General features: G+C 37.3%; 21 protein-coding genes, 2 tRNA genes and 1 pseudogene (1 of these 24 only partly in view). 19 read left to right on the forward strand and 5 right to left on the reverse strand.

The genetic code is table 11. From position 1 onward, the window contains the following. A pseudogene (locus HMPREF9075_RS02395) lies at positions 1–33 on the forward strand (it extends 54 nt beyond the left edge of the window). A 37-nt stretch (positions 34–70) separates the two neighbouring features. Continuing rightward, a tRNA-Val gene (locus tag HMPREF9075_RS02400) sits at positions 71–145 on the forward strand. Positions 146–298: 153 nt separating this feature from the next. Here the strand turns inward: HMPREF9075_RS02400 and HMPREF9075_RS02405 are convergent. Next, positions 299–1,591, reverse strand: a complete 1,293-nt coding sequence (locus tag HMPREF9075_RS02405; protein WP_009414907.1) for a TolC family protein — start codon at positions 1,589–1,591, stop codon at positions 299–301. An 8-nt stretch (positions 1,592–1,599) separates the two neighbouring features. After that, positions 1,600–2,013 (reverse strand): lipocalin family protein, encoded by a 414-nt coding sequence (locus HMPREF9075_RS02410; protein WP_009414908.1) that lies wholly within the window; start codon positions 2,011–2,013, stop codon positions 1,600–1,602. 143 nt (positions 2,014–2,156) lie between these two features. On the opposite strand from HMPREF9075_RS02410, the gene recG reads away from it, so the two are divergent. The 6 genes from recG (at position 2,157) to HMPREF9075_RS02440 (ending at position 7,945) form a co-directional block, all read left to right on the forward strand. Further along, positions 2,157–4,271 carry an ATP-dependent DNA helicase RecG gene (gene recG / locus HMPREF9075_RS02415; protein ID WP_009414909.1) on the forward strand — a complete coding sequence of 705 codons (2,115 nt, stop codon included), beginning with the start codon at positions 2,157–2,159 and terminating at the stop codon, positions 4,269–4,271. A gap of 50 nt (positions 4,272–4,321) precedes the next feature. Next, the gene (locus HMPREF9075_RS02420; protein ID WP_009414910.1) at positions 4,322–5,563 is read left to right on the forward strand and encodes a peptidase U32 family protein; all 1,242 of its coding nucleotides are present in this window, start codon (positions 4,322–4,324) and stop codon (positions 5,561–5,563) included. 103 nt (positions 5,564–5,666) lie between these two features. Continuing rightward, positions 5,667–5,897 carry a ferredoxin gene (locus HMPREF9075_RS02425; RefSeq protein ID WP_009414911.1) on the forward strand — a complete coding sequence of 77 codons (231 nt, stop codon included), beginning with the start codon at positions 5,667–5,669 and terminating at the stop codon, positions 5,895–5,897. A 3-nt stretch (positions 5,898–5,900) separates the two neighbouring features. Next, complete coding sequence (locus tag HMPREF9075_RS02430; RefSeq protein WP_009414912.1) at positions 5,901–6,518, forward strand: porin family protein; 618 nt, start codon at positions 5,901–5,903, stop codon at positions 6,516–6,518. Beyond that, a complete protein-coding gene (locus tag HMPREF9075_RS02435; protein WP_009414913.1) occupies positions 6,519–7,007 on the forward strand; it encodes a hypothetical protein in 489 nt (162 codons plus the stop codon). Next, a complete protein-coding gene (locus tag HMPREF9075_RS02440; protein ID WP_009414914.1) occupies positions 7,007–7,945 on the forward strand; it encodes a hypothetical protein in 939 nt (312 codons plus the stop codon). Before HMPREF9075_RS02435 ends, HMPREF9075_RS02440 begins: the two co-directional genes overlap by 1 nt. Here the strand turns inward: HMPREF9075_RS02440 and upp are convergent. Then, a complete protein-coding gene (upp, locus tag HMPREF9075_RS02445; RefSeq protein WP_009414915.1) occupies positions 7,916–8,572 on the reverse strand; it encodes a uracil phosphoribosyltransferase in 657 nt (218 codons plus the stop codon). The genes HMPREF9075_RS02440 and upp overlap by 30 nt on opposite strands. A gap of 133 nt (positions 8,573–8,705) precedes the next feature. On the opposite strand from upp, the gene surE reads away from it, so the two are divergent. From surE to HMPREF9075_RS02460, 3 genes are read left to right on the forward strand one after another with little or no spacing between them, the layout of a single operon-like run. Then, positions 8,706–9,476: a 5'/3'-nucleotidase SurE gene (gene surE, locus HMPREF9075_RS02450; protein WP_009414916.1), complete on the forward strand. Its 771-nt coding sequence runs from the start codon at positions 8,706–8,708 to the stop codon at positions 9,474–9,476. Continuing rightward, the gene (locus HMPREF9075_RS02455) at positions 9,464–9,754 is read left to right on the forward strand and encodes a hypothetical protein (protein ID WP_009414917.1); all 291 of its coding nucleotides are present in this window, start codon (positions 9,464–9,466) and stop codon (positions 9,752–9,754) included. The genes surE and HMPREF9075_RS02455 overlap by 13 nt, the downstream gene beginning before the upstream one ends. Before the next feature lie 18 nt (positions 9,755–9,772). Then, positions 9,773–11,698 carry an LTA synthase family protein gene (locus HMPREF9075_RS02460; protein ID WP_009414918.1) on the forward strand — a complete coding sequence of 642 codons (1,926 nt, stop codon included), beginning with the start codon at positions 9,773–9,775 and terminating at the stop codon, positions 11,696–11,698. An 89-nt stretch (positions 11,699–11,787) separates the two neighbouring features. On the opposite strand, the gene trxB is transcribed toward HMPREF9075_RS02460, so the two are convergent. After that, complete coding sequence (trxB, locus tag HMPREF9075_RS02465) at positions 11,788–12,729, reverse strand: thioredoxin-disulfide reductase (protein ID WP_034556559.1); 942 nt, start codon at positions 12,727–12,729, stop codon at positions 11,788–11,790. 420 nt (positions 12,730–13,149) lie between these two features. Here trxB and HMPREF9075_RS02470 point away from each other — a divergent pair, with 420 nt between their 5' ends. The 6 genes from HMPREF9075_RS02470 to murI all read left to right on the forward strand — a co-directional run bounded on the left by HMPREF9075_RS02470 (position 13,150) and on the right by murI (position 19,455). Continuing rightward, positions 13,150–13,845, forward strand: a complete 696-nt coding sequence (locus tag HMPREF9075_RS02470; protein WP_009414920.1) for a DUF6089 family protein — start codon at positions 13,150–13,152, stop codon at positions 13,843–13,845. Between the two features lie 8 nt (positions 13,846–13,853). Then, the gene (locus tag HMPREF9075_RS02475; protein ID WP_009414921.1) at positions 13,854–14,576 is read left to right on the forward strand and encodes an isoprenyl transferase; all 723 of its coding nucleotides are present in this window, start codon (positions 13,854–13,856) and stop codon (positions 14,574–14,576) included. Between the two features lie 4 nt (positions 14,577–14,580). After that, complete coding sequence (locus HMPREF9075_RS02480) at positions 14,581–17,124, forward strand: outer membrane protein assembly factor (protein ID WP_009414922.1); 2,544 nt, start codon at positions 14,581–14,583, stop codon at positions 17,122–17,124. 20 nt (positions 17,125–17,144) lie between these two features. Beyond that, a complete protein-coding gene (locus HMPREF9075_RS02485) occupies positions 17,145–17,999 on the forward strand; it encodes an OmpH family outer membrane protein (RefSeq protein ID WP_009414923.1) in 855 nt (284 codons plus the stop codon). Positions 18,000–18,031: 32 nt separating this feature from the next. Continuing rightward, positions 18,032–18,565, forward strand: coding sequence for an OmpH family outer membrane protein (locus HMPREF9075_RS02490; protein ID WP_034556560.1), 534 nt, complete (start codon positions 18,032–18,034; stop codon positions 18,563–18,565). A gap of 80 nt (positions 18,566–18,645) precedes the next feature. Continuing rightward, positions 18,646–19,455 carry a glutamate racemase gene (gene murI, locus HMPREF9075_RS02495; protein ID WP_009414925.1) on the forward strand — a complete coding sequence of 270 codons (810 nt, stop codon included), beginning with the start codon at positions 18,646–18,648 and terminating at the stop codon, positions 19,453–19,455. Positions 19,456–19,483: 28 nt separating this feature from the next. Here murI and HMPREF9075_RS02500 read toward each other — a convergent pair whose 3' ends face one another. Beyond that, positions 19,484–20,464, reverse strand: a complete 981-nt coding sequence (locus HMPREF9075_RS02500; protein WP_009414926.1) for a lytic transglycosylase domain-containing protein — start codon at positions 20,462–20,464, stop codon at positions 19,484–19,486. A 445-nt stretch (positions 20,465–20,909) separates the two neighbouring features. Here HMPREF9075_RS02500 and rho point away from each other — a divergent pair, with 445 nt between their 5' ends. Both rho and HMPREF9075_RS02510 read left to right on the forward strand, forming a co-directional pair. After that, complete coding sequence (gene rho, locus HMPREF9075_RS02505) at positions 20,910–22,574, forward strand: transcription termination factor Rho (protein WP_009414928.1); 1,665 nt, start codon at positions 20,910–20,912, stop codon at positions 22,572–22,574. Between the two features lie 134 nt (positions 22,575–22,708). After that, a tRNA-Ser gene (locus HMPREF9075_RS02510) sits at positions 22,709–22,793 on the forward strand. Positions 22,794–22,824: the final 31 nt, after the last annotated feature.

Here is a 22,824-nt window from a genome sequence, read left to right on the forward strand (position 1 = left end):
AGAGGGTCACTGGTTCGAATCCAGTAGGACCCACTTAGGTTTAAAATTTAAGGTTTTATTATTATTTTTGGGGTTCTTAGCTCAGCTGGTTCAGAGCATCTGCCTTACAAGCAGAGGGTCACTGGTTCGAATCCAGTAGAGTCCACAAAAAAGACCATTTACTTTTGTAATGGTCTTTTTTTATTTTGTGTGGTGTGATTGTGAGGGAAAAGTTTGCCAAAGTGTGGGGTGTGATTGTGAGGAAAAACTTTGGCAAAGTCTAAAACTTTGCCAAAGTGTGTATAGGGATACGACTAAATTAGTGCTGGAAGTAGTATTCTAATACTTTTAATTTGAAAATATATTGGTATTTTGCTTTTACGACGTCGTTTTGGGCATTTTCGTATTGGTATTTTGCTTGGTTGAAATCGAAGGTATTCATCAAGCCTACGTTATGTCGTTCTTGGGCGTACTGAAAGGCTTGCTGCTTGGCTTGAGTAGTTTTTTGGGTAGCCTCAAACAGTTTTTTAGCATTGTCGGCATCGGTATAGGCTTGGTATATTTTCTTTTCGGTATTTTGTTCGGCTTGTTCTTTGGCTAACTTTGCTTTTATGAGATTTAGTTGTTGTCGTTTTACGTTTCCTAAGGTATTAAGTCCGTTGAATACGGGAATCGTTAATGAAAGTCCGCCAAACATACCTTTGTTGGCATCTAGTTGTTGCCAAAAGTTTTGCAGTTCGTTTTTTGTCCATCGCGAGTTATATCCCCATTGGGCTGATAGGCGTGGAGAGTAAGCCGAATGGGCTATACTTAGGGAGTTTTGAGCTAAAGTAACGTTGTTTTCGGCTATTTTTACATCATTCATTACTTCACGTGCGTGCTGATAAATTTCTTGTGGTGTTTTGCTGAGTATGTCGTTATTTAGGTTTTCGGAACCGTTATCAACAATGTCAAAATCTTGGTAGTTTTTGAGTAATAACAATTGTGCTAACCCCATTTTGCCAATAAAAAGGGCATTTTCGGTTGCAATAATTTGTTGTTCTTGGGTGAGTATTTGCGCTTCGGCTTCGTAAATATCGCCTTGTGGTAGAGAGCCTGCTTCTATAAGGTTGCGGGTACGCTCTAAACTTTCTTTAGATATTTCTAATTGTGCTTTTTGGTTTTTTAACTGCTCTTTATAGCTCAATACTTCGCCGTATGCATTGATAATCATCAGTACGATATCGTCTTTCATTTTTTCGGATTGGTATACTGAGGCAAGGTGGTTGAGCTTAGCCCGTTGTAGCTTGCGCCAGTTTTGTAGTCCGGCGAACAGGGTGAGCTCTACACTTACCCCTCCTGAAGCAGATTGAAAGAAGGCGTTTTCGTACTGGTTGGTAACGGGATTGATGTTTTTACCTTGATTTAGGTTATAAGAAAGGTTACCATTTACTGAAGGGAAAAAAGCGGCTTTGGCTTGCAAGTCATCTATATTAGTAGCTTCGATATCTACTTCTGATTGTTTGATAGATAGGTTGTTATTTTTGGCATATTCTATACAAGCATCTAACGTCCAAAGGTTTTGAGCAGTACCTATTACGGGCACTAACAGCAAAAAAAGTATTTTTTTCATTTGATATTCTATGGGTTTGTTTTTTTCAAAATAATGATGGCTATGTGTTTATTACCGTCTTCGTCTTTACCTGAGAAGGTGAGGGTAAGGATGTTATCACGTATATAAAAAGTATTGTTCAGTTCGGGTTCGTCACGACGTATGATACGATTGCCTTGTAGGGTATATTTATCTTTGTTGGTATTGAGCACAACACAATTGCCTTTGTAGTTTTTGTAATAATTCTCAATAATTTCATCGGTAGTAAAAATATAGGTGCTTTGTTTTTCGCAGTCATTTAGGTGTGTACTGCCGCCGTCTAAGCGTTGTTCTTGTATCGTCCAAGTGCCTATGAGAGGGTGTGTAGCAAGGCTATCGGGCTGCTGGGCAAAGACTACTGATAGCGTAGAAAAAAAGTATATAAAAGTTAGTAATTTACGCATAAAAATAAACTTTTAAATGATTATGAGTACAAAAGTATGAAAAAAAATTGAATTACAGCTAATTGATAGGAAAATTATGCATTGCCAATTGTGAATTTGCTAATTATTACTATCTTTGCACTTTATAATCTGCCTTTACCACTATGATTTCGGAAAACGTATTACATACACCTATAGAATACTTGCGCGGTGTGGGCAAACAGCGTGCTGAGCTACTGAAGAGCGAATTGGGCATAGAAGAGTTTCAAGATTTGATGAACCTTTTTCCTAATCGTTATATAGACCGTACAAAGTTTTATAAAATCAATGAGTTGCAGCCTAATAATGCTGAAGTGCAGATTATAGGAAAGGTGGTGCATTGGCGTACTGTAGAATCGGCACAGCAAAAGGGAATGCGCTTAGTAGCTACTTTTGTGGATGAAACGGGACAGATGGAATTGGTGTGGTTTAAAGGTATTAAATGGATTAGCGATACGCTGAAACTCAACGAGCCTTATGTAATATTTGGTAGGCTCAATCATTTTGGCAATACTTTTTCAATGCCTCACCCCGAAATGGATTTGCTTGTAGATTTCAATAAAGCAGGCTATAGCAGCATTCAACCTGTGTATCCTTCTACCGAAAAACTCGCCAAACGCAACATTAGCAATAGGGTGATGCGACAGCTTATTCATACACTATTTGAGGAGGTGGGGACTACTTTTGCTGAAAATCTTCCTGAAAATCTTTTAAACGCGCTGAACCTGATAGGTAAGCAGGAGGCGATGCTCAATATTCACTTTCCTACTACACAAGCGATGCTTACCAAAGCGACTGTAAGGCTTAAATTTGAAGAGCTTTTTTACATTCAAATACAATTAGTTAGAAAGAATTTATTGCAAAAGCAGAAATTTCAAGGAATGCCTTTTAAGAAAGTGGGCGAGGTGTTTATGAACTTCTACAACCATCATTTGCCTTTTCCGCTTACTAATGCTCAAAAACGGGTATTGAAAGAAATTCGCGCTGATTTGGGGTCTAATACACAAATGAACCGATTGCTGCAAGGTGATGTGGGTTCTGGAAAAACTATTGTTGCCCTAATGACGATGCTGTTGGCAGTAGATAATGGCTTTCAAGCGTGCTTGATGGCACCTACCGAAATATTGGCTACCCAGCACTACCAAAGTATTGCTAGTTTACTAAAAGATACGGGGGTGGAGGTGGCTTTGCTCACGGGTTCTTCAAAAACTAAAGAACGCCGCTTATTAGATGAACAATTGCAAGCGGGCAACCTTTCAATTTTGATTGGTACGCACGCTTTGCTAGAAGACAAGGTACAGTTTCACAATTTAGGATTGGCAATCATAGATGAGCAACATCGTTTTGGCGTGGAGCAACGTGCTAAACTATGGCGTAAAAATCACATTCCGCCGCATATACTTGTGATGACGGCTACCCCTATACCGCGCACTCTGGCGATGAGTGTTTACGGCGATTTGGACGTATCGGTAATTGATGAATTGCCACCAGGGAGGAAGCCTATAAAAACGCTACATCACTTTGAAAACCGAAGAGTGGAAACCTACGAATTTATTAGAAAAGAGATAGACAAAGGACGACAAGCCTATGTGGTATACCCACTGATAGAAGAGTCGGAAGCACTTGATTTTAAGAATCTTACTGAAGGATATGCCTATATAACATCTTTATTTTCAGCCCCTAAATACAAAGTATCAATAGTACACGGCAAGCTAAAACCTGCTGAAAAAGATGCTGAAATGGAGCGTTTTGTGCGCAACGAAACCCAAATAATGGTAGCTACTACTGTAATAGAAGTAGGGGTGAATGTGCCTAATGCTTCGGTAATGGTAATTGAGAGTGCTGAACGCTTTGGGCTTTCGCAACTGCACCAATTGAGGGGTAGGGTAGGGCGAGGAAGTGAACAGAGCTATTGTATATTGCTTACAGGCAATAAGATGAGTAACGATACCCGTGTGCGTATGGAAACAATGGTGCGCACTAACGATGGTTTTGAGATTGCCGAAGTAGACCTTAAACTGCGGGGTCCTGGTGACCTGATGGGCACCCAGCAGAGTGGGGTACTTGCCCTGAGAATAGCCGATATTGTAAAAGATCAAGATATACTAAAAGCGGCACGCGCTGAGGCAATTGCAATCATTAAAAAAGACCCTAATCTCACTTTGCCAGAACATCAGTGTATCGCTTATACTCTTGAGCAGTTGCAACGTTATAAAAACTTATGGAAATACATTTCGTAATTTGATAATTTATAAATTATTTGTACCTTTGCGCCCTCACTCACTATACAATGACAAATACAGGAAAGATAGAATTAATGGCACCAGCGGGTAATTTTGAATCGCTGCAAGCGGCAATAGACAATGGTGCTGACTCGGTATATTTTGGGGTAGATCAGCTGAATATGCGTGCAAGGGCAAGTATCAATTTCACAATTGATGACTTAGAAGAAATAGCACGCCGTTGTGCGCCTAAGGGTATTCGCACTTACCTCACCCTCAATACAATTATTTACGATCACGACCTTACAATCATCAAAACATTACTGGATGCTGCTAAAAAGGCAAAACTTACAGCAGTGATAGCGATGGATCAGGCAGTAATAGCCTATGCTCGACAAATAGGTATGGAGGTACATATTTCTACACAAATAAATATTACCAATATAGAGACGGTACGCTTTTATGCAATGTTTGCCGATACGATGGTAATGAGTAGAGAATTAAGCCTCCGACAAATAAAAAAAATATGCGAGCAAATAGAGAAGGAACAGATAAAGGGGCCTTCGGGAAATTTGGTAGAGATTGAAATATTTGGACACGGGGCTCTATGTATGGCGGTATCGGGTAAATGCTACCTCAGTTTGCACTCACATAACTCCTCGGCTAACAGGGGTGCTTGTAAGCAAAATTGTCGCAAAAAATACACTGTAATAGACCAAGAGAGTGGTTTTGAAATAGAGCTGGACAATGAGTATATGATGTCGCCTAAAGACCTTTGCACTATAGACTTCCTTGACCAAGTGATTGATACGGGGGCTAAAGTGCTGAAAATAGAGGGGCGTGGGCGTGCTCCTGAATATGTAGCAACAGTAATTCGTACTTACCGCGAGGCTATAGATGCTTATTACGAGGGTACTTATAGCAAAGAAAAGTTTGAAGGCTGGATAGAAGCCTTGAGAACGGTGTATAATCGCGGTTTTTGGGGGGGATATTACTTAGGGCAAAAATTAGGAGAATGGAGTGATAGTCCTGGTTCTAACGCTACCCAAAAGAAGGTATACATAGGACAAGGAAAACATTATTTTCCTAAAACGGGCATCGCTGAATTTGCTATTGAGGCTTTTGATATAAAAATAGGTGATAAATTGCTTATTACGGGGCCTTCTACGGGGGTACAAGAGCTGGTACTTACGAGTATGATGGTGAATGATGAGCCTGCCGAGCGCGCTAAAAAAGGTGATTCTTGTACTATCAAGACAGATTTCAGAGTGCGATTATCTGATAAATTGTATAAAATAGTTAAGAATTAGGCGTTAGGTGCGAGCCGTACGGGCAGTTTTTGCTAACAGCTGAGAACTAATGTACTAGAGACTAAGGACTAAGAACTAGAGACTAAGGACTAAAGAGTAATAAATGGTAATAGTAACTTTACAACGGGATAAATGTATAGGCTGCAACTATTGTGTAGAGGCAGCCCCCGAGCAGTTTCAAATGTCAAAAAAAGATGGTAAAAGTGTATTGCTAAAATCTACTGAAAAGAAGGGATTTTTTACTATAAAATCGCACGATGATAGTATCTTTGAGAACTGTGAAAAGGCACAGAAAGCTTGTCCTGTAAAAATTATAACAACTAAAAAAATATAACCAATGAAGAAAATAATATTATTAATGATGCTTACATTGAGCTTTTATAGCTTGAAAGCCCAGTACATAGGAATTACAGCGGGCTATAACTACGCTACCCTCAAAGGTGAAATGGCGGCTGATGCCACCATAAGTGCTTATCACGGCTATTACGCAGGGGTAACTCTTGAGTTTCCGCTTTCTAACTTATTTTCGGCACAAGCTGAATGTATATACAATAGGCGTGGTGCTAAAATTACTACAGCTCAATATGGTAAAGGTATATTGGACTTGGATTATCTTTCGGTGCCTATATTAGCACGTTTCAACATAGGAAAAGGTATTAACTTGCACGTGGGACCTCAATTGGAATATCGCATTGCAAACCCAAACTTCTATTTTGATGCTACAGATCCCGTAACTCGCGTGAAACAAGAGGCTATAGATGTAGTAGATGGTGCTATGACACTGGGCGTAGGCTATACTACTGATACAGGCTGGGTGTTCCAAATACGATGGGTGCAAGGGGTTACTAATATTTTTGAAAATAATGCAAGTCTTACAACAATAGGATTTAGTAATAACTACGATTTTAAAAACAGAACTTTGAGCTTGGGTGTAGGCTATGTTTTTGGAAAATAGATGAAACGATATTTATTTTTTTTGATAACACTACTTTGTTTATCGGCTTGCCAAAAAGAACGTTTGCTGCGGAATCCTAATTTGGGTGAAGCTCGTTTTAGCTATTCACTTAATACAAATTTACCGCTTTATAATGTTTTGAAAAGCGATTTTAGTACGGTATTTGTGCCCTATGGAGGGATAAAGGGTTTTTTTGTTACGCATACAACCGGCAATACGTATTACGCTTGGGAGGCTGCTTGCCCTAATCATTCAGTAAATACTTGTGAGCGGCTTACTTGTGCTACAAAAGTATCTGAAAGTGATCGTTTTGAGCCTTGTAATGACCCTAATAAACACTCCTTTATATTTGTGCAATGCTCTTGCGACCACACTGTATATAGTTTGGCAAACGGAGGAGTTATCAGTACAGACAAGCGGGAAGGTGTTTATCCACTGCTTAATTATGCGGTATCGGTAGCAGGTAATATTATAACTATCAGTAATTGATGCTTTCAAAATACCTTGAAAATATAAAGCCTAGCACTTTTGCTATTGTACTTGTGGCATTGCTTATAGGTGATGCTCTTTATGAGTATGTAGTATTTGCGCCGACTACTCACGATATGTACAGAGTAGGGAGACTTTTACTTTCGTTTGTACTTTTGTTTTTTACTTTGCTTTTACTACACCAGATAGACCGTTGGAATGAACTTACCGAAACAAAAAATAGCTATTCTATAGCATTTTTTAGTATTTTTGTAGTGCTTTTTCCTTCTGTATTTGCAGAACCTAACCTAATAGGAGCTAATTTACTGATAGTTATTGCACTTTGGCGTGTTCTTACTCTAAAAACGGGAGAAGGTATCGCCCAAAAATTGTTCGATACCTCCTTATTGATAGTGTGTGCCAGTTTGTTGCATTATTGGGCTTTATTATTTTTGCTAAACGTATGGATTTCGCTACTATTTTATGGAGCCCAAAAACGGCGTTATTGGTTTATACCATTATTAGCAATTGTAGTGGTAGCTATACTTGCTGGCAGTGTGATGCTTGTGGTAAATTCGTACTATCCCATTATTCCTTTTTTATATACTTCTGTTACAGAATATAAATGGACGTATTTAGAAATCTTTCACAATTATTCTATACCCTACTTAGTAGCCTTAGTTTGCTTGGTGGTATTATTGCTAATATCACTTATTATTTATTATTTTAAACGAAGTTACCACACTATAAGCTCACTAATAGTAATACAGTTTTTGTGGGTTTCTATAGGCGTAGCCGTATTATCGGGCGAAGTGTTGTACAGTTTTGCCCCTATAGCCGTACTTTTTGCCTTATATATAGAAAAAATAAGAGTATGGTGGCTAAAAGAAACACTCCTTTGGCTGATGTTATTACTACCAGCTGTGTTTTTATTCCTCCATTTTATCACCAAAAGCTAAGTCGCCAGCATCACCCAAGCCTGGTACTATATAGCCGTGCTCATTTAAGGCAGGGTCTATAGTAGCAATCCATAGGTGAGTGGTTTCGGGAAATTTATCTTCTAAGTAATCAATACCTTGTACCGAACCAATAACAGCAAAAAGATGCACTTCTTTAGGTTTTCCCAAAGGTGCTAAAGCAGTATATACATTGGCAAACGATCGCCCTGTAGCGAGCATAGGGTCGGCGAGGAAGAGTATTTTTCCTTCTAATGAAGGTGAAGCAAGATACTCTATTTTGATGTCAAAATCAGTTTCAGAAGTATGCTTTCGGTAGGCAGAGATAAAAGCGCTATCGGCATTGTCAAAATAGTTCATTAGCCCTTGATGGAGTGCTAATCCGGCACGCAGTATAGAGCAAATAACAATTTCGTCTTTGGGTAGTTGCACTTTCTTTTCGCCTAAAGGTGTAGTAATGAGTTCGCTTTTGTAGTGAAGGAACTTGCTCATCTCATAGCAGAGAATTTCGCCTATACGCTCTAAGTTTTTGCGGAATCGCATACGGTCGTTTTGAATATTTACATCGCGGAGTTGTGCGATAAAACGATTTAATACAGAGGGTTCTTCTCCTAAATGATGAATAATCATTGGTTGTTGATTTTAATGTTCTTTTACGCCTCAAAGGTAGTGAAAAAAAACGAGATAGCAAAAATCATTTAATCATTTGTCATTTATCATTATTTTCGTACCTTTGTACCCTCAAAAAATAACTTGATGTTATATGCAAAAACCATTAATTTTAGTAACTAATGATGATGGCATTACCGCTCCTGGTATTCGTTATCTTATTGATATTATGCAAGAATTAGGTGAGGTAGTAGTTGTAGCACCTGATTCTCCCCAAAGCGGCAAAGGACACGCCGTAACCTTAGATGCTACTATGTATTGTGACCCTGTGCCTTCACAAAATGGTGCTACACGTGAGTATGCTTGTAGTGGTACTCCTGCCGATTGTGTGAAGATTGCTAAACATGAGGTGCTAAATGGGCGCTTGCCCGACCTCTGTGTGAGTGGTATCAACCACGGGAGTAACGCTTCTATCAACGTAATTTATTCGGGGACAATGAGTGCCGCTATAGAGGCTGGCACTGAAGATATACCTGCTATAGGTTTTTCACTTTTAGATCATACTTGGAATGCCGATTTTTCACAAGCTCGTGCTTATATCAAACGTATTGCCGAAAAAGTACTTGCCAATGGGCTTCCTAAAGGTACCGTGCTGAATGTAAATATTCCTAACCTTCGCCAAGAAGAAATAAAAGGGGTGAAAATATGCAGGCAAGCACGCTCACGCTGGATTGAAAGATTTGATAAACGCGTAAATCCTCAAGGGCGCGTTTACTATTGGATGACAGGTACTTTTGTAAACCAAGATGAAGGTACTGATACCGACCAATGGGCACTTGAAAATGGCTATATATCAGTAGTGCCCATACAGTTTGACCTCACAGCGTATAATTCATTAGAACACTTCAAACAATGGGATTTATAGAAATTAGAGACCATATTATTGGTTTTATAGTGGGCTTACTTGCCGATGCTATAGGAATATTGGCTTATATCCTAATTTTCTCGCAACATTCTATATACGACACCTTATTAGATGCCTTCGATAAAGGCTATTTAGGAAAACTCATTCTCTTAGGAGCGTTGTTAAATCTCGCTGTTTTTTTCTTCTTTATTCATCGCTATGAAAATGAACGCGCACGCGGAGTGCTTATTGCGACTGCGCTGCTGGCGGTGGTAATACTTGTATTGCAAATCATCTAAAAAAAACTATAATTATTTATGAGAATTAGAGAGTACTTAGTATTTTTGTATCGTTTATTGTTGATATACTTATTTTATGCCATAGCAAGAGCTTTTTTCTTTATACTGAATGCTGAATTTATGGGAGAACCTGCTACTTTTTCTCTTTTCTTAAAATTGTGGTATTATGGTTTGCAGTTTGATACTACGGCTATATTGTACGTAAATTTACTATTTATATTGCTTAGTTTGTTGCCTTTGCGTATCAATACCAAGCCTTTTTATCAAAAATTGTTGCTATACGTTTACTTTATTACGAATGGGGTGGCTTATTTGCTTAATTTTGTAGATGTTTTGTACTATCCTTACAGCAAATCGCGCCTTACAACAGCTTCCTTTGCTGTGATTGAAAATGAAGAAAAAGGAAAGTTATTACTGAATTTTGTAGGCTTGTACTGGTATATGATATTACTATTTGCTGGTTTGTTGTTTTTATGGGTAATACTTTACAAGCGGGTGAAAGTGAATGAAAAACAACCTGCAATAGTTCCTTATTTTATCACTTCAGTACTCTTTTTAGCTTTGGCAGTTTTAGGAACACTTACAGGGATTAGAGGTGGTACTTTGTCTCATTCTTCAAGACCAATAAATATTGTAGATGCCAGCAGGCACGTGAATATTACCGCTCAAGCTGATGTGATACTCAATACTCCTTTTACCCTGATACGCACATTGGGCAAAAGTAAAGGCTTTAAGGAATATCACTTAGTAGATGAAACATATATATCCAAAAATTTAAAGCCTATTAAGCAATATAACCGCCAAATACCCCAAAAACCTAATGTAGTGTTATTTATTTTGGAGAGTTTTGGCAAAGAGTATTGGGGCTGTATGAATAAAAAGACAAATATTCCCAATTTTGAAAGCTATACTCCTTTTTTAGACTCGCTTTCGCAGCATTCTTATGTACTTGATAATGCCTATTGTACAGGGCGCCAGTCCATACACGGAATGTCATCAGTATTAGCAGGTATTCCTACAATACAAGTGGCTTATACATCATCACCTTATTCGCAACAACCCGTGCAGTCTGTCGTTTCGGTAGCTAAGGAAATGGGGTATAATACTTCTTTTTTTCACTCAGCACCTAATGGCTCAATGGGTTTCTTAGGTTTTTCTAATATCTTGGGCTTTGACCACTATTATGGTAAAACCGAATACAATAACGATGCTGATGACGATGGTATGTGGGGCATTTGGGACGAGCCTTTTTTCCATTATATGTGCAATACCTACTCCCAAAAACAACAACCTTTCTTTGGTACTATCTTTACACTTTCGTCTCATCACCCTTTCAAAATACCTCAAAAATACGAAGGTAAGTTTCCTAAAGGACATTTAGAAATACATCAATGTATAGGTTATACCGATTATGCTCTGAAACAATTCTTTGAATGTGCTAAAAAACAAGCTTGGTACCAAAATACTATTTTCGTCTTTGTGAATGACCACCCCAATCAAACCTATTACGAGCAATATTTTCAGCCAATTACAGGTATGGGGGCTGCTATAATGTTCTATAGTCCTAATCCTAACTTAGTGCCCACAGGGGTAAATTCTGAAATAACGCAACAAATAGATATTTATCCCTCATTAGCCGACTTAATGGGCTATAACAAACCCTTCCGCTCGTGGGGGCGCAGTGTATTTACTAAATTACCCGATGAAACACCACGAGCTTTTATATCTAATGCTATGAACTACCAAATGATGCAAGGAAATTACATCTATATAATAGACGAAACAGGAAAGGAAAATGGCATCTATAAAAAAGAAGATGGAGGACTTAAAGATAATCTATTAGGGAAAGAAGACAATGCCGAAATACAAAAGGGCATCAAAGACCTGAAAGCCTTTATGCAGGATTATATGGATAGAATTATTCATCGCAAATTAGCAAATTAGCTGCCAGCGGCACAAACAGATAAAATAAAAGAGGCTATTCACGATAAGAACAGCCTCTTTTTTATTAAATATTTATCTAAACCCTAAATCTACTCAAGTGTCATTAAGTACTTTTCAGCATCTAATGCTGCCATACAGCCCGAACCAGCCGCAGTAATAGCTTGTCGGTAGCGAGTGTCAGCAGCATCACCAGCTACAAACACACCCTTTACGTTGGTAAGTGAAGTACCAGGCACGTTCTTAATATACCCCACCTCATCAGTATCTATATAAGCTTTAAATACATCAGTATTAGGTTTGTGCCCAATAGCTACAAAGAAACCTGTAATAGGAATTTCGGTACTTTCGTTAGTCTTGTTATTGCGTACTTTGATAGCCGTAACTACCTGTCCGTCCCCTATAATTTCTTCAGTTTCAGTATTGAAAAGTATTTTAATCTTCTCGTTTTTCAATACGCGTTCTTTCATAATTTGCGAAGCACGGAACTCATCGCGGCGCACAAGCATTGTAACATTAGCACAAATATTAGCCAAGTAAAGAGCCTCTTCACAAGCCGAGTCGCCAGCTCCTACGATAGCTACTTCTTGATTGCGGTAGAAGAATCCATCGCATACAGCGCAAGCAGATACGCCACCCCCTGTTTTGAGGTAATGTTGTTCAGAAGGTAATCCTAAATATTTGGCAGAAGCTCCTGTAGCTATAATTACAGCATCGGCGTGGATTTCTTTATCATCGACCCATACTTTGTGAGGATGAGCTGAAAAATCGACTTTGCTAACCCATCCGTTTCGGATGTCGGCGCCAAAACGTTTTGCTTGTTGTTCTAATTGCATCATCATTTCAGTACCCATAACGCCATTGGGGTAACCTGGGAAGTTTTCGACTTCGTTGGTAGTAGTGAGCTGCCCACCAGGTTGCTCTCCTTGATATAGGACAGGAGAAAGATTAGCACGAGAAGCGTAAATAGCAGCTGTATAACCAGCAGGACCAGAGCCTATAATAAGGCATTTTATTTTTTCAATGTTTGCCATAATAAAGATTAATTTTTTTTGATGTGCAAAAATACAAAAGAAATACTGATAAACAATAAAAAATTGATAATAAAAGCTAATAACACTATAAAGTACATCACCCAATCCAGCATTTGAAATTTCAGCGAATTATAAAAGTCTATGCGGCTCGCACCGAAGGAAAGTAGGTGAGCAGGTGTAGCCGAATATGTGACGAAGGATTGGCAAGCATTTATTATTCGTTCTTAAAAAGTATGGTAGTACTATGCACTTTAAACATTAAACTTAACAAAATGGCACAATAATTGTATATTATTATAAGTCAGCAAGATATATATTATAAAAATGTTAAATACAAAAAAATCAAAAAAAAAAAGTAAAAAAAAGATGTTGTTTCATATAAAACCCCTATATTTGCACCTTGCATAGAATAGCGTATATATGTATAGATGTTTATATATTATCGGAATACTATTAACGGTGCAATTCGCATCGGCACAAAGGTATGAAGTAGGAGCTTTCTTAGGAGGAAGCAATCCTATATCGGATGTGGGTAGCACTTATTATGTCTATCCTAATGAGCCCGCTTTTGGAGGCTTAGTAAAATGGAATATGCACGAGCGCCTAACCCTCCGCTTTCAAATCACAGCTGCATCTTTGCGAGGCGATGACAGCACCTCCGATATACGGGGAAAAATAAATAGACAATTTAGTTACAAAAACCACTTGCTTGAATTTACAACAGGGCTTGAATTTAACTTTTATAGTTTTCGTATAAAACACCTGCTGGATAAACCAATGACACCTTATGTATATATGGGCATCGCGGGTTTTTGGCAAGATGACTTGTACTTTAATGCGCATACACAACCCCCTGTAGATGCTACCGATACTACAAAACGCTCCACAGGATACGCTGTACCCGTTATTTTCGGAATTAAAAAGAAAATAACAAGCCGACTTATCTTGGCGGGAGAAGTAGGATTCAGATATACTCTTACCAATAACTTAGACGGTAGCAACCCACAAGGGCGCACCTTTACCTTTGGTAATAAAGCTACCAATGATTGGTATACATTTACAGGATTTACACTCACTTATACATTCGGAGAAGAACCGTGTTATTGTAGGAAATAGTAATTTATATGGAAATAACGAAATATCCTAAACATTTGGCTATCATTATGGACGGTAATGGTAGATGGGCAAAAAAGCAGGGGTTACTACGTATTTTTGGTCACGAGAATGGGGCACGTTCTGTACGACAAACTTTAGAGTATTGTGTGGAACATAAGATTCCCTATCTTACACTTTATGCTTTTTCGACTGAAAATTGGAATCGTCCTGCTGATGAGGTGAAAGCTTTGATGGATTTATTAGTCAAGTTTTTGAAGAAAGAATTTGATGACCTCAATAAGAATAATGTGAGGCTGAATGTGATTGGTAATTTGGATAGATTTCCTGATAAAACAAAAGAAGTATTATTAAATACCATAGAGAAACTAAAAAACAATACAGGCACTACACTTACTTTGGCTCTTAGCTACGGTGCTCGCGAAGAATTGCTGACAGCTGCAAAACACATAGCCAATAAAGTAAGTAAAGGAGATTTAGCTGTAGAGAATATTGATGAAACACTATTTAAACAACATCTGTATACCAGCAATTTACCTGATGTAGATTTGTTGATACGTACCAGCGGTGAATGCCGCATCAGTAACTTTCTATTGTGGCAAATAGCTTATGCCGAACTCTATTTTACTGATGTACTTTGGCCAGACTTTACTAAAAAAGATTTAGAAACAGCCTTGTTAAGCTATCAGGGTAGAGAAAGACGATTTGGAAAAATTAGCGAACAACTTACATAACACTATGTTGAAAAAAATATTATTCGTAGCATTTATAACGCTCATAAGCTTAGCTAATGCTCAAGAAGAAGAGAGAATTTCATTAGGACAAGGAAAAAAATATACTATAGGAGGCATAGAAGTAACGGGAGCAAAACGTTATAACTCTCAAACAATACTCACAACTTCAGGACTAAAAGTAGGTGACGAAATAGAAATACCAAGTGAAAAATTTAGTGCTATTATACATAAATTGTGGGGCTATAAGTTGTTCAGCGATGTAAATATATACATACAACGTACCGAAGGCGATAAGGTGTTCTTAGAATTGGCTATACAGGAAACACCCTCACTTGTTGATGCCCAAATATCAGGAGTTAGCAAAAAAAAGAAAGAAAGTTTGCTAAAGGATGTCGGTCTTGACAAAAAAGGAGTAAAGGTAAATGAAAGCCTAATAGCTAATACCCGAAATTATCTCATTAATAAGTATAGAAAAGAAGGTTTTTTAAATACCAAAGTAACAATAAATACCAAACCTGTAGATACAATTACCGATGCTAATGGGCTTTCAATGCTTATCCATATAGATAAAGGTAGTAAAGTAAAAATAGATAATATTACTTTTGAGGGAAATAAGGAATTTAAACAAGAAAAGCTGCGTAAAAAACTCAGAAAAACAAAACAACGCTTTGTGGGACGCTTTTGGAAACGCTCAAAATACGTAAAAAAAGACTTTGAGGGAGATTTAACAAAATTAGTAGACTTCTATAAAGAGCGAGGTTACCGCGATGCTCGTGTAGTGAATGATACCCTTATACGCAATAAAGATGGTAATATTGATTTGAAAATTGCTATTGAAGAAGGAAAACGTTACTACTTTGGCGATATTCGCTTCTTAGGTAACTCTGTATATAACGACCGTGTACTAAATGAAGTATTGGGTATAAAAAAAGGAGATGTCTATAACGGAGTATTGTTGAAAAAACGTATTCAAGACAACTCAAAACCCGATTCTGAAGATATAGCAAATTTATACCAAAATAGTGGTTACTTGTTCTCTCAGGTACACCCTGTGGAAACATCAGTAGTTAATGACACTATTAATTTTGAAATACGCATAGTAGAAGGGAAACCTGCTTATTTCAATAAAATATCAGTAGTAGGAAACGAGCGTACCAATGATTATGTAATATATAGAGAGTTGCGCACCCGTCCTGGCTATTTGTACAGCAAAGATGCAGTAGTGCGTACCGTGCGTGAGTTGGGGCAATTACAATTGTTTGATGCACAAAACATCAACCCCGATTTTAAAAATGCCGACCCTAATGCAGGAACGGTAGATATAGAATACAATCTTACCGAAACAGGTTCTAGCCAAGTACAATTACAAGGTGGTTATGGTGGTGGTACTTTTATAGGTACAGTGGGATTGTCTTTCAACAATTTTTCTATTAAGAACCTCTTTAACTTTAAGGAATATCGCCCTGTGCCTATGGGCGATGGACAGTCGCTCTCACTTAGTGTACAAGTGAGTAGGTATTACCGCACTTATGGCTTTACATTTGCAGAACCTTGGATGGGAGGCAAACAGCCTGTGCAGTTTTCGGTGTCGTTTAATCGTACCGAGCAATTTGGTTACAATTACCGCAATTATGATGTAGATAAAAGCAGACGTGTTTATATCACAGGGGCAAGTGTAGGTTTAGCAAAACGCTTGCGCATTCCCGATGACTATTTTCAGATTTCACATAGCTTGGGCTACACCCACTACGATTTGAAAAATTATGCCAACTTAGGGCTTTTTACCTTCAAAGATGGCGTGTCAAACTCATTGGCTTATACACTTTCATTATCACGAAACTCAAGTGGGCCTAACCCTATTTATCCAATGTCGGGCAGTAACTTTAATATTAGCTTAAAGCTTACCCCTCCATATTCACTTTTTAATGGTGTAAATTATGAGCAACTTGCCAATGAACGTACAGCAGCTGTAACTGCAAAAAACGCCGATAGAATATCTGAAATAGACCAACAGCGCTTCCGCTGGTTAGAGTTTTACAAAGTGAAATTTACTTCGGCTTGGTATACCAATTTGTATAGCAAATTTGTGCTGAAATTTGGTGCTGAAATGGGTTACTTAGGGGCTTATAATAAACAACGAGGTATTGTTCCCTTTGAACGTTTCTTTATGGGAGGTGATGGTTTGAGCTATTACAATATGGATAGCCGCGAAACAATACAATTACGTGGTTATGAAAACTATGGACTATCTACCGATGATGGAGAGAATGTATTTAATAAATTCTCATTAGAACTGCGTTATCCTATTACGCTAAAACCTATGGCTTCAATTTACGGATTGGCATTTGCCGAAGGAGGGAATGTGTATAATGGTTTGAGCAATTTTAATCCATTTCAGGTAAAACGTTCTGCTGGTTTAGGATTACGACTTTTTATGCCACAATTTGGTATGCTTGGTATAGATTTTGGATATGGTTTTGATAATCCTGCTAATTCTAATAATCGCAGTGGTTGGCAAACACATTTTATTTTCGGTCAGCAATTTTAATTTTTGGCACGATATTTTCTATGAAAAAAATACAGATATTATTTTTGATATTCTTATGCGCTGTAAAGGTATCCTATTCACAAAAACCATCTAAGATAGGTTATGTAGATATGGAATACATTTTGGGGCAATTAGAAGACTATAAAGTGGCAAGTGAGCAATTTGCTTTGCAAGTAGCCCAATGGCAACAAGAAATAGACAAAAGAACAGAAAAAATAGCAGCCGAAAAAGCAAAATTGGAAGCAGAGCGTGCTCTTCTTACTCCTGAACTTATCAAAGATAAAGAAGAAGAAATAGCCCTATTGGAACGAAACTTGAATGCTTATAAAGAACAAAAATTTGACCCTGAGAAAGGAGAGTATATAAGCCAGAAGTTTATGTTGGCAAAGCCTATACAAGATCAAGTATTCAATATAGTGCAAGAGATAGGCAAAATGCGCAAATATGACTTTATATTTGAAAAAAGCGAAGCTACAATGCTATATTCTACTGAACAGCATAACTTGAGCAAAGTAGTACTTCGTGCATTAAAGAAGAAAGATAATGCCGAAGATAGGAATAAAGATATGGCTGAACTGCTAAAAGAGAGTTATGATTTTGAGTTTGTAGAGGAACGAGTAAAGAAGCGAAAAGAGGCTGAAAAAGCACGTGAAGAGCGCCGAGTGCAATATGAGCAAGAACGCTTGCGAAAAACGGAAGAAATGAAGCAACAGCGCGAAGCCTTGCGATTACAAAAAGCAAAAGAGCAAGAAGAACGCCAGCAAAAACTGAAAGAAGAGCGGGAAGCCCAAAAAGCGCAACGCCAAAAAGCACAAGCTGAACAAGCACAAAAATTGCAACAAGAAAGAGAAGCAAAAAAACAACAAGGAAAATAGTAAACTTTTAAAAACAATTAATTATAAAGCCAATGATGAAAAAAATTAGAACGCTGATGATAGCATTAGCTCTATTTATAGGAGCTACTACGGCAGTAACTGCACAAGTGAAAGTAGCACATATTGATGTGCAAAAACTTTTGGAAGAAATGCCCGAAAGAAAATCGGTAGAAGCCCAATTGAAGAAATTGGAACAAAGCTATACCAACGATATTCAGGCAGCTATAAAAGAACTACAAGCTCGTGCAGAAAAGTATCAAAAGGAAATAGCAGCACTTACAGAAGCTCAATTAAAAGCTCGTGAAACGGAGTTCTTAAAAAAACAAGAAGAGTTACAAAAGATGGAAGAAAACATCCGTCAATCACAACAAACAGCTGCACAAAGCCTACAAAAGAAACAACAAGAGCTAGTAGAACCTTTGCTTAAGAAAGTGAAAACAGCAATTGAAAATGTAGCCAAAGAAAAAGGACTTCAGTATGTATTAGATTCAAGTACAGGCTCAAGCGTAATTGTAGCTACAGGTGAAGACTTGTATAGTGTAGTAAAAAAGAAATTAGGATTTTAATCATAGTAAGTTAATTTTTTGGAAAAGTGTTCTTAATTAGAACACTTTTTTTAATTTTGTACTGTAAAAGATGATTAAGAATGGACACTTTGAATGATAAAAATACAGCACCTATAGGTCTTTTTGATTCGGGAGTAGGGGGGAGTACTATTTGGAAAGAAATTGTTAGCCTAATGCCATATGAAAATACTTTGTTTTTGGCAGATAATAAAAATGCTCCCTATGGTGAAAAAAGTCGAGAAGCGATTATAGCTTTATGTGACGCTAACACACAATTTTTATTGGATAACGGAGCTAAAATAATAGTAGTAGCTTGTAATACAGGTACTACCAATGCTATTACTTACTTGAGAGATAAATATAAACAAATACCTTTTATAGGTATAGAACCAGCTATTAAACCTGCTGGTTTGCAAAGTATTACTAAAAAAATAGGTGTGCTGGCAACACGGCGTACGCTCACAAGTAGCCTATTTGCCCAAACAAGTGAGCATTTGAAACAAGAAGAACAAGTACAAATTATAGAGCAAGTAGGGGAGGGGCTTGTAGATTTGATAGAAGCTGGTGCTATAGAAAGTCCTGAAATGGAAGTTTTGTTACGCAAATATCTCTTACCAATGGTTGCACAAGGAATAGATTATTTAGTGTTGGGGTGTACGCACTATCCTTATTTATTACCTCAAATACAACAAATTATACCTTCTCATATAAAAGTAATAGATTCGGGTTACGCAGTTGCTAAACAGACCCGTAATATACTTGCTAAATATCACCTATTGAATGAGAAAACAACTACACCTTCGCATTTATGGATTACTAATGGAAATTTACCTATATTAGAAATGTTTGCCCCAAAAAATATTCCTAATCTACAAATAAAAAAGATGTAAGCTGTTGTGCTTACATCTTTTTATAGGTTTACTTTTTTGGTATTTTTATATAATAGGTTTTACCATCTTTATTTTCTAATTTTCTATCACGCAGCCAAGGATTGTATATTTTTAAATCTTTATAAGTGATATTGTACTGTTTAGCAAAGCTGATTAAGTTGGTTATTGAAGAATCTATCATTACACTATAAGTGGGCAGCTCGTTATACAAATGTCTTTTATCAAATATGAAACCATACTTCTTAGGGTTTTTCATTATTTCTTTCACTGCTAAAATACGAAAAACATAGCGAGAGGTTTCATTGTTTAGCCAAAGGTCATAATAATTATTAGTTTCTTGCAGATTGGCTTGCCTATTCATTCCGGCTACGCCAGCATTGTAAGCTGCTGCAGCCATTGTCCAGCTGCCAGTACTGCGTTTGGCTGCATTTAGATAATCACAAGCAGCCTGAGTGGCTTTTTCTAAATGGTAACGCTCATCTACTTGATCACCTACTTCTAAACCATATTCCTTAGCTGCCGACTTCATAAACTGCCAAAAACCACTTGCTCCTGCAGGTGATACCGCATTGGTAAGTCCGCTTTCTATAAGTGCTAAATACTTAAAATCATCGGGGATATTGTTGCGTTTTAAAATAGGCTCTATAATAGGGAAGTATTTATTAGCTCGCTTGATATACAACATTCCATTTGATTGCCAATAGGTATTTACCAAAAATTCACGGTCAAGACGCTCATATACATCGGGATCTTCAATAGGAACTCTTTCGCCTGCAAAGTCTAATTTTTCAGGCAAATCTATTGCATATACTTTATAATTATTAAAAAAGCTCTCTTTTAAGGGGGAATCCTCAGTATCTTCTAAGGTAGTTGTTTCGCCTGAACGCAATTCTTCTGCCTGCTCATAGATGTTTTTTTTATCTTTTTTTACTGACATTGCATTCACTAAAAAACCTGACATCAATATAATACTACCTGTTATTAAAATATGTCGTATTGTTCTTTTCATTATTGAAACTATTTTTCGGGGCAAAGATATGAAATAATGTTTAATTATCAATGATTAGTGCTTAATTTTGTTTTTTGTAAGTTCTAGTAGTAAATGCAATTTACTGAACAAAAATAAATATTTTTCTTTGTTGTCAAACAACTACAAATGACTATTGAAGATATAAAGAAATATCAATATAAAATTAATAACAGACCGAACCTAAAGATTTATTCTACTAAAAGACAAACTAAAAAAATTACTTGGGGGTGGCATTGGCAGCGCAAAAAAAATATTCATTAAAAATTGAACATTAAACATTATTTTGTATCTTTGCGCCCGATTCCACTTCCTTATTATATCAGAATAACCACGTAACTTTCTGAAAAACAAGAATGAAAAACCAAAAATTTTCAACTACTAATATATAATCATTCACCTTAATAACAACTATTTTTTACCTAAAATGTCTGATTTTACAGAATTAAAAGCAAAAAAGCTAACTGAATTACAGGAAATGGCTAAGCAGCTAAATGTACCTAAATATAGGTCGCTAAATAAGCCTGAACTAATTGAACAGATTATTAATTATCAAGCAAAAACAGTTCCTGCTGAAGATAATAAGGCTGACGACCAACCACAAGAAGCTGCTGCTAAAAAAGAAACAACTACTCTACCCAAAGCACAAGCTAATGAGCCTACTGCTAAAAAAGAGCCTACGAGCAAGAAAACAAAGAAGAAAAAAATAGATACTCCACAAAAAGTAGGTAGCTCACACCAAGATAATCAGAAAAAAAATAATCTGCAAAACAAAAATCAAAACCCTAATAATACTGCTGTTAGCACTACTAATAATAGTAATAATAACAACGGCAATAATAATGGTAATGGTAACGGCAATAATAGCAGCAACAATAACAATAATAACAGCAATAACAATAGCTATGATAGTTATATAGATTCTTATAACTTTGATAAGGAGAAAAAGAATCGTTATCGCGCTCCTGATTTTGAATTTGATAGTATTGTTGATTGTGAGGGGGTGTTGGATATTGCTCCTGAGGGGTATGGTTTTTTGCGTTCTTCGGACTATAATTATTTAGCTTCGCCTGATGATATCTATGTTTCTCCTTCACAAATTCGTTTATTTGGGTTGCAAACGGGTGATACAGTACACGGAGAGGTGCGTCCGCCTAAAGAGGGGGAAAAGTACTATCCGTTATTAAAAGTTATAAAAATCAATGGGTTAGACCCTCAAGTGGTGAGAGACCGCGTGCTTTTTGAACACTTAGTACCTGTATTTGCTAATGAGAAATTTGAGTTGGCTGGCAAGGGAAGTACTACTTCAACACGCTTAATAGACCTTTTTGCACCCATAGGTAAGGGACAACGAGGAATGATTGTGGCACAGCCTAAAACGGGGAAAACGACCTTACTGAAAGAAATTGCTAATGCTATTAGCAAAAATCACCCTGAGGTGTATTTGATGGTATTGCTGATAGATGAGCGTCCTGAAGAGGTTACTGATATGCAACGCAGTGTGCGTGGTGAGATTATTGCTTCTACTTTTGACAAAGAGGCTGCTGAACACGTAAAAATAGCTAATATTGTACTAGAAAAAGCGAAACGAATGGTGGAATGTGGGCACGATGTGGTGATACTTCTGGATTCGATAACTCGCTTGGCGCGTGCTTATAATACGGTGCAACCTGCTTCGGGCAAAATACTTACTGGAGGGGTGGATGCTAATGCTTTGCATCGTCCGAAGCGCTTTTTTGGAGCTGCTCGTAATATAGAAAATGGTGGTTCTTTATCTATTATAGCTACAGCGCTGACAGATACAGGTTCTAAAATGGATGAGGTTATTTTTGAGGAATTTAAAGGTACGGGTAATATGGAACTGCAATTAGACCGCCGTATTGCTAATAGACGTATTTTCCCTGCTATTGACCTAATGGCTTCTTCTACACGCCGTGATGACCTTTTACTTGACGAAAAGACACTGAACCGAATTTGGGTGCTACGAAAATATTTGGCAGATATGAACCCTATTGAGGCAATGGAATTTATGGAAAATAGGATAAAACAGAGTAGGAACAATGAAGAGTTCTTATTGACAATGAATGATTAAATGTGCTGATTAATAATGTATTATATTTTTGCGACAAAAAAAGTTGATATTTTTTTGATAAAAAATTTGCAAGTTTAAAAAATAGTCGTACCTTTGCACCCGCATAAATGAAACAACGGAATGTTGGTGCAATTGGAGAGATGGCAGAGCGGTTTAATGCGGCGGTCTTGAAAACCGTTGAGGGTAACACCTCCGGGGGTTCGAATCCCTCTCTCTCCGCAAAATTTATGAAAAGCTAAAACAATATCGC

Source organism: Capnocytophaga sp. oral taxon 332 str. F0381, from assembly GCF_000318275.2.
GTDB classification, from domain to species: Bacteria; Bacteroidota; Bacteroidia; order Flavobacteriales; family Flavobacteriaceae; genus Capnocytophaga; species Capnocytophaga bilenii.